General features: G+C 61.2%; 7 protein-coding genes. 2 read left to right on the forward strand and 5 right to left on the reverse strand.

Annotated elements, in window-relative coordinates:
* The first annotated feature begins 255 nt into the window (after window positions 1-255).
* Complete coding sequence (locus NW843_RS04130) at window positions 256-1,362, forward strand: peptidylprolyl isomerase (protein WP_414329706.1); 1,107 nt, start codon at window positions 256-258, stop codon at window positions 1,360-1,362.
* Here NW843_RS04130 and NW843_RS04135 read toward each other — a convergent pair.
* The 3 genes from NW843_RS04135 to NW843_RS04145 form a co-directional block, all read right to left on the reverse strand.
* On the reverse strand, window positions 1,359-2,390 hold the full coding sequence (locus tag NW843_RS04135; RefSeq protein ID WP_414342869.1) for a succinate dehydrogenase/fumarate reductase iron-sulfur subunit: 1,032 nt from the start codon (window positions 2,388-2,390) through the stop codon (window positions 1,359-1,361). The genes NW843_RS04130 and NW843_RS04135 overlap by 4 nt on opposite strands.
* A gap of 86 nt (window positions 2,391-2,476) precedes the next feature.
* A complete protein-coding gene (locus tag NW843_RS04140; RefSeq protein ID WP_414419665.1) occupies window positions 2,477-3,244 on the reverse strand; it encodes an MlaE family lipid ABC transporter permease subunit in 768 nt (255 codons plus the stop codon).
* A gap of 10 nt (window positions 3,245-3,254) precedes the next feature.
* Window positions 3,255-3,917 (reverse strand): GerMN domain-containing protein, encoded by a 663-nt coding sequence (locus NW843_RS04145; protein WP_414522197.1) that lies wholly within the window; start codon window positions 3,915-3,917, stop codon window positions 3,255-3,257.
* A gap of 189 nt (window positions 3,918-4,106) precedes the next feature.
* On the opposite strand from NW843_RS04145, the gene atpD reads away from it, so the two are divergent.
* Window positions 4,107-5,540, forward strand: coding sequence for a F0F1 ATP synthase subunit beta (gene atpD, locus NW843_RS04150; protein WP_011434062.1), 1,434 nt, complete (start codon window positions 4,107-4,109; stop codon window positions 5,538-5,540).
* A 160-nt stretch (window positions 5,541-5,700) separates the two neighbouring features.
* Here atpD and rppA read toward each other — a convergent pair whose 3' ends face one another.
* On the reverse strand, window positions 5,701-6,402 hold the full coding sequence (rppA, locus tag NW843_RS04155) for a two-component system response regulator RppA (protein ID WP_414349658.1): 702 nt from the start codon (window positions 6,400-6,402) through the stop codon (window positions 5,701-5,703).
* Between the two features lie 28 nt (window positions 6,403-6,430).
* Entirely contained in the window at window positions 6,431-7,420 is a 990-nt protein-coding gene (gene rsmI, locus NW843_RS04160; RefSeq protein WP_414331459.1) for a 16S rRNA (cytidine(1402)-2'-O)-methyltransferase, read from the reverse strand.
* Window positions 7,421-7,582: the final 162 nt, after the last annotated feature.

The raw sequence follows: 7,582 nt of genomic DNA on the forward strand, positions 1-7,582 counted from the left end.
GGGGAGGCAGTTCTGGCTCAGCCGGGGTCATCCGTTTCGAGGTCACCGTTCCTAGGTAGGAGAGCCGTGTAGCCATGCCCTTGGAGAAGTTGGTCCCGCTATTGCGGTCGCAAAAGCGTCGTGTAGCGATGACGGCTTTCCCCCAGGTGGAGTGAGCCAGTCGTGGAGATATCTATCGAGGTTTGACAGCGCTTGCCGCCTGTGACGGTGGGATGTCAGGCTGAGACAGGAGTGGTTTTGCAGTCGGTAGGAACCATGACGCAGCGTGCCCAAGGATTTTGGCAATGGGGATCCCTTTGCCGGATTGGCCTCTACGTAGCTGCTCTGCTCTGCGGGGTGGCGCTCTGGGGGATCCCGGCCTTGGCTCTGCCCCAAGGGGATGCCATCACGGATCCCCGTACCCTGTTGCGGCGGGCGTTGCCTATTCAGGAAACGAAGCTGCTGGAAATTGATGAAGCCATCTCCAAAATCGACGCCGACCTGAAGTACAACCGCTGGTCGGCAGTGCGGGGAGATGTGCGCCAGGTAGAGCACCTCTTGGATCGCTATGGAGATTCCCTGCTGGCCGGCTTGCCCCCGGATCGGGTGACCCCAGCCTCTGAACAGATGGCTGCGCTGCGGGAGCAGTTGCGGGTGATCGGCCAAGCCAGCGAGCGCAAATCCAAGGGTAAAGAAGAGGCCCGCGCTGCCTACGACCGTCTAGTGGACGAGTTGGGATCCCTCGAAAACAACTGGGTGGGGGCTTTCCCCTACACAGTGCCTGCTGAGTATGCCGACAAACCTCAGCTCTTGGGGCGGGCAGAGGTGGAGCTAAACACCACCGCTGGGCGCATGGTGATCACCTTAGATGGCTACAGCGCCCCCATCACTGCCGGCAACTTTGCCGACCTGGTGCAGCGGGGCTTCTACGATGGCCTGACCTTTGACCGGGTGGAGACCTTCTTCCTGGCGCAGGCCGGGGATCCCCCTGGCCCTGCCGATGGCTATGTGGATCCGGCCACGGGCAAGGTTCGCACCATCCCCATGGAGATTCGCGCCAAAGGCGAGGTGATGCCCCGCTACGGCCAGACTTTTGATCAGATGGGCCTGTGGGATGTGGAACCGGCTCTGCCCTTTTCCGCCGAAGGGACGGTGGCCATGGCCCGCTATCCCGACGATCCCAACAGCGCCTCTTCTCAGTTCTTCATCTTTATGGCTGAGCCGGATCTCACCCCGGCGGGGTTAAACCTCATGGATGGCCGCTATGCCGTGTTCGGGTACGTTACAGAGGGAACGGAGGTGCTGCGCCACATCAAAGTGGGGGATCGGATTTTGAGTGCCAGATTGATTTCCGGCCAAGACAACCTCAAAACTGGAGCCTAGAGGGGATCCCTTCCTTCCTGCCTAACCGTGTCGATAAGCCGCCGTACCGTCGCCGCCCCTGCAGAGGGCTGGAAGCGAAAGGGAAATTTGCCCCTGGCCAACAGGCGCAGACCCAAAGGCACCAAGCTGAGCAGCCCTTTGGGATCCCGGCCCACCACCTGCAGGGCAAAGCGGCGCTCATCTATCCAACCACCGGAGCGCACCAGTTGCACCAGAGTCTTGCGGTGGCGGATGGCTATGGGCAAGGACTCCGTCCGAATAGCGCGAACAGCGTGCTGGCGGGAACGGTCGGTGGGCAGAGCAGCGGTCTTGTCTGCATGGCGGGAGAGGATCCCCTGTTTGAGTTCGGTGATTTGATCCAGAGGTGCCACGCCCATCGGGCAGACGCTGTTGCAGTTCCAGCAGCGGGTACAGCCCCAGACACCAGCCAAGCTATCCAGAGCCTGCAGGCGTTGTTCCCGTTGGCTGTCGCGGCTGTCTTGGACGAGGCGGTTGGCTCTGGCCAGAGCATGGGGGCCGACAAACTCTGGGTTCACCTCTTTGGCATTGCAATCGGAATAGCAGGCTCCGCAGAGAATACAGCCACCGGCAGCGTTGAGATGCTCCCGTTCGGCAGGCAGCTGTAAAAACTCTCGCTCCGGGATGCGTCGCCCCGCCGTGCTGACAAAGGGATCCACCCGGCTGAGATCGTTCCAGAAGGGCTGCATATCCACCACCAGATCCCGCAGAACGGGCAGGTTTCCCAGAGGGCCGATGCGAATAGGCTGCGGCTGGGGGCTGCGGGGATCCAGCTCTTCGCCCACATGTCGGCCACAAGCCAAGGCTGCCCTACCGTTGATGCGCATGGCGCAACTGCCACAGATGGTGTTGCGGCAGTTTTTGCGGAAGGCCAAGCTGCCATCCTGCTCCCACTTGATCTGGTTGAGGCAATCGAGAATGGTGGCGCCAGGGGATGTCTCCAGCCAGAAGGACTGCCAGCGGGGCGGCTCCGGCGGCAACTGTCGGAAAATCTGAAATTCTACTCGCAAAGTGCTCTGCACCGCTGAAGGGAAAGGGGATCCCATCCTAGCTCTCTCCCTATTGCTCCGCAACGCTAACGGGACAGCAGAAGTGGCTACAACGCGCGGCTGAGGGCGCTCCCCGGCCCCTGAAACAACAGCCAAGAAATAAGGAAGTTGGTGACAAACACGCCCAGCAGCGCCGTAACCACTGCATCGGTGGTGGAGCGACCCACCCCCTTGGCTCCCCCGCTGGTGGAAAGGCCCCAGTTGGAGCCAACAATGGCGATCAAAGACCCGAACACCATCGCCTTAAAACAACAGACGAGCAAATCCCAGGAGCTCAGAAGGGTTTGCGCCGAGTTGAGAAACACTGCAGGAGAGATGTTGTAGGCCGAAGCGCAGATGATCATCCCCCCCACCAGCCCCGTCAGCAGGGAGAGGATGGTGAGCACCGGCAGCATCAGCCCCGCAGCCAGCACCCGCGGGATCACCAGATAATCCACCGGATCGGTGCGTAACAACAGCAGAGCGTCGATCTGCTCCGTGACCTTCATGGTGCCCAGCTCGGCGGCAAAGGCGGATCCCACCCGTCCGGCCAAGATCACCGCCGTCACCACCGGTGTCAGCTCGCGGGCAAGGGCAATCGCCAAAACCCCCCCAATCAAGGAAGAGGCTCCGAAGTTGATGAATTCCCGCGCCAACTGGATGGTGAAAACGCCGCTGATCACCACCGCCGTAATCAGAACAATCAGCAGCGACTCCAGCCCCACCGCCGCCAACTGATCCAGGGTGTTGCGACGATGGATACGGCCCCGCATCAGATGCAAAATCACCTGACCGGTCAGGAGAAAACTGCTGCCCACCCGCTGCAACCAGCTCATGGTTTCCGTCTCAAGAAGCCGTTATCGCTAGGCGACGCTTTGGCGACCCCGTTAGGGGGGCGGAGTCCTTTGGGGTTGCCGGCTCCGCTGGCAGCTGAAAGCTGGGCACAAACGAGGCCCGTGTCAGGGGTTGATCCAGGATCAGCCCCTCTCCCCCCAGCACTTCTAGGGCACGGCCTTCCACCGAGATCCAAACCCGGGCGCCGGGGTTTTGGCTGGTGGCCGTGTAGAGCACCTGCGCAATCCGGCTCATCATCGTCGTGGATCCCCCCCCTTGCGTGAATTCGGGGGAGAAGTTGAGGAAAATATCGTCGCCCTCCACCCGCACATCCAACACCCGCGTCTGGGGGGGAATGGCCGTGGTGAGGTGGGGATCCCTGGGGCCGGCAATCAGCTCCTCCAGAGCCAGGCGGATGGCTTCCTGAGCGTCGAAGGCGCGAACCGTGCGCTCTTGCTGCACATAGTAAATGGAGTTGTCGGCACTGGTCAGCCAATACAGGGAAAGGGTTTGCCGGGGCCCGATGCTGTACCACCAAGCTCCCCCCATCACCCCTAACCCCAGCAAGAAGCCAAGGATCCCCAATTGCAGGGCCCGGCCGCGACGTGGGCAGCGACGCCGTCCTCCCAACCTAACGGAGCTGAGCTGTGCAATACGGCCTCCGTAGTGGCTCATCGCTGGCAACCCCCTGTCTTACCTAGCTCTAGGGTAGCGAAGAAAAGCCCACTCTGCCGGGGATCCCCCATAGGCTGGACAGGCAAAAGTGCGGCAGCAACTGGGATCCCTTTATTTGTATGATGATAATGATTTACACCCGGCATTGCTGAGTCGATAACTGAGCACACAAGGAGCTGAGCCTCAATCATGGTTACTGCCACCGCTACTGCCACCAATGTTGGCTACATCACTCAGGTCATTGGGCCTGTGATCGACGCCGAGTTTCCCAGCGGCAAGCTGCCCGAAATCTACAATGCCCTCAAGGTGGAGGGCACAACCGAAAGCGGCCTGAAGGTTAACGTCACCTTTGAGGTGCAGCAGCTTTTGGGGGATAACCGCGTGCGTGCGGTGGCCATGTCCTCGACCGACGGCCTGGTGCGGGGCATGCCGGTGGTGGATACGGGCGCTCCGATTACTGTGCCGGTCGGGCAGCCCACCCTGGGGCGCATTTTCAATGTGCTGGGAGAGCCGGTTGACCAAGGAGAGCCCGTTCAAGCCCAAGAATTTGCCCCCATCCACCGCAGTGCGCCTCCACTTGTCGATTTGACGATTAAGCCAGAGCCCTTTGAAACCGGCATCAAGGTGATTGACCTGCTGGCCCCCTTCAAAAAGGGGGGCAAGGTGGGCCTGTTTGGCGGTGCCGGCGTCGGCAAGACAGTGCTCATCCAGGAGCTGATCCACAACATCGCTGAGGAGCACTCTGGCCTATCGGTGTTTGCGGGCGTGGGAGAGCGCACCCGCGAGGGCAATGACCTCTACAACGAGATGAAAGAATCCGGTGTGCTGGACAAAGTGGCGCTGGTCTATGGCCAGATGAACGAGCCACCGGGTGCCCGCATGCGGGTTGGCCTGACTGCCCTGACCATGGCAGAGTACTTCCGCGACGTTAACAAGCAGGACGTGCTGCTGTTCATCGACAATATCTTCCGCTTTGTGCAGGCCGGGTCGGAAGTGTCGGCGCTGTTGGGCCGCATGCCCTCGGCGGTGGGTTACCAGCCCACCTTGGCTACCGAAATGGGCAACCTGCAAGAGCGCATCACCTCTACCAAGCAGGGATCCATCACCTCGGTGCAGGCGGTGTATGTGCCTGCTGACGACTTGACGGATCCGGCCCCAGCAACCACCTTTGCCCACCTCGACTCGACGGTGGTATTGTCCCGCAGCTTGGCAGCCAAGGGTATCTATCCGGCGGTGGATCCCCTGGATTCCTCTTCCACCATCCTGCAGGCGGACATTGTGGGCGAAGAGCACTACAACACCGCCCGGGCAGTGAAGCAAACGCTGCAGCGCTACAAAGAGCTGCAAGATATCATCGCCATCCTGGGGCTAGACGAGCTGTCGGAAGAGGACAAGCTGGTGGTGGCCCGCGCCCGCCGCATCGAGCGTTTCCTGTCCCAGCCGTTCTTCGTGGCGGAGGTATTCACTGGCTCCCCCGGCAAGTATGTGAAATTGGCAGACACCATCAAGGGCTTCCAGCGCATTTTGTCGGGGGAATTGGACAATCTGCCGGAGCAAGCCTTCTACTTGGTGGGCACCATCGAAGAGGCCATCGAGAAAGCGGAGAAGCTCAAGTCCAAGTGAGCCCCAAGCGCTCCTGCCCCTCTCCTCTTGGGAGAGGGGAGCTGTGAATCCCAGCAAGCTGTTGGGAAGGGCCCCGTTGGGTCGCTTGCTTGGGGTTTGCTGCTGTTCGGGACAGCTACAGCTTGCGGGACTGTAGGATGGGCCTCTTCTGGGCCTCTTCCTAGGGATCCCCGGCGACAGGCCCGAAGCGATAGCCCTTGCCGTAGACGGCGTGGATCAATTCTGCTGCCCCGGGCAACCTGAGGCGTCGCCGCAGCAGGCGCACCTGGGCTGCCAAGACGTTGCTGCTGGGGGGATCCTCTCCGGCCCACACCTGCTCGTAGATCTGGTCGTGGGTGAGCAACTGGCCGGGATGGGTCATGAAGTACTCCAGCAGGCGAAACTCTTTTTGAGAGAGGTGGATCATCCGCCCCTGCCGGTAGGCCACCTGGTTCTCCCGATCCAGCTCCAAATCCCCGACCTGCAGGCGAGGGATCCCTTCTCCAGGGCCGGTGGCCCGCCGCAAGAGGGCTCGCACCCGCGCCAGCAGTTCCCGCAGCTCAAACGGCTTTACCAAGTAATCATCTGCCCCGGCATCCAGCCCTTCCACCCGGTCGTCTAGGGTATCTTTGGCGGTCAAAAACAGGATGGGAGTGGTGCCATCCACCTGCCGCACCCGCTGACAGAGGGAAAGCCCGGAGAGCTCCGGCAACATCCAATCCAAGACCAGCAGATCGTAGGGCAGAGCGGGGGACTTTTGCAGCAGCTCCCAGGCCCGCCCCCCCGTGTAGGCGACGTCCACCGTGTAGCCCTCTCGCCTCAATTGCTGGGCCAGAGAATCGGCCAACTCCACTTCATCGTCCACCAACAAAATCCGTGCCATAGGACTCCGTCCCGCTAACGCGAACACCTCAGGACTCGGTCTCGCTGTTGTCTTGGAAACAATGTGGAGCGCTGACGTACTCAGAAAAGGACTCCGTCCCGCCAGAACTGGAGAGCGGCTCAAGCTGCAAGGATAGATCGTAAAGGCGGCGCCGCGTCCAGATGGGGGATCCCTGTAAACGCTGGGCCAACCGGCGGCTGGCTGCGGAGCGGGATAGGCCCTCGGCCAGCAACCGGGCCATTTCTTGGCGAATTTCCGCTTCCGATTCACTGTCTCCCCGCCCATTCAAGGACTCCGTCCCGCCTCTGGCAGGGTTAGGGCTGGGAACGGCACCCACATATCCCTCAAGCAAGAGGGTGAACTCCCCTCGGGGCGGCTGAGCAGCGCAGTGCTCCAAGGCTGCTGCCAGGGATCCCCGCCAGAAGGACTCATACAGCTTGGTCAGCTCCCGCGCCAGCACGATCTGCCGCTCTGGGCCGCAGTGATCCAGCAGATCCTGCAGAGTTTGGCGCAGGCGATGGGGGGCTTCATAGAGAACGACGGTGCGCTCTTCTTGGGCCAACTGTTGCAGGCGGGCCTGTCGCTGACTGGGTTTAAGCGGCAAAAATCCCTCGAACACGAATCGTCCTGTAGGCAGGCCCGAAGCAGTCAAGGCAGCAACAGCAGCTACCGGCCCCGGCACAGGGATCACCGGGATCCCGGCCTGAATGCAGGCGCGCACCAACTCTTCTCCCGGATCGGAGATGGCAGGAGTACCGGCATCGCTGATCAGGGCCACCGACTGGCCCGCCGACAGATACTTCAGGAGTTGCGGGATCCGTTGGGCAGCGTTGTGCTCGTGATAGCTGATGAGGCGGGCGGAGATTTGAAAATGTTTAAGAAGCTGGCCGGAGTGGCGAGTATCTTCTGCCGCCACCCAGTCCACTTCCCGCAAAACCCGCAGCGCCCGCAGGGTGATGTCTTCGCGGTTGCCGATGGGGGTAGCCACCAAATAAAGGCTGGCGGTGGGGTGTTCCATCCCGAGCTCCAAGGCTGAGCTGCCGATAACCAGACAATAGCCAATTAGAGCAATTAGAGATCGCCTCGGATCCCCAGATTAACCTCTCTTGGCCGGTGCCCCGATACCCAAGCATCTGCCTTTCGCGGTAGCGGGACGGAGTCCTTTCGCGGTAGCGGGACG

The organism is Synechococcus sp. R5-12 (genome assembly GCF_047502655.1).
In the GTDB taxonomy this organism is placed as follows: Bacteria; Cyanobacteriota; Cyanobacteriia; order Thermostichales; family Thermostichaceae; genus Thermostichus.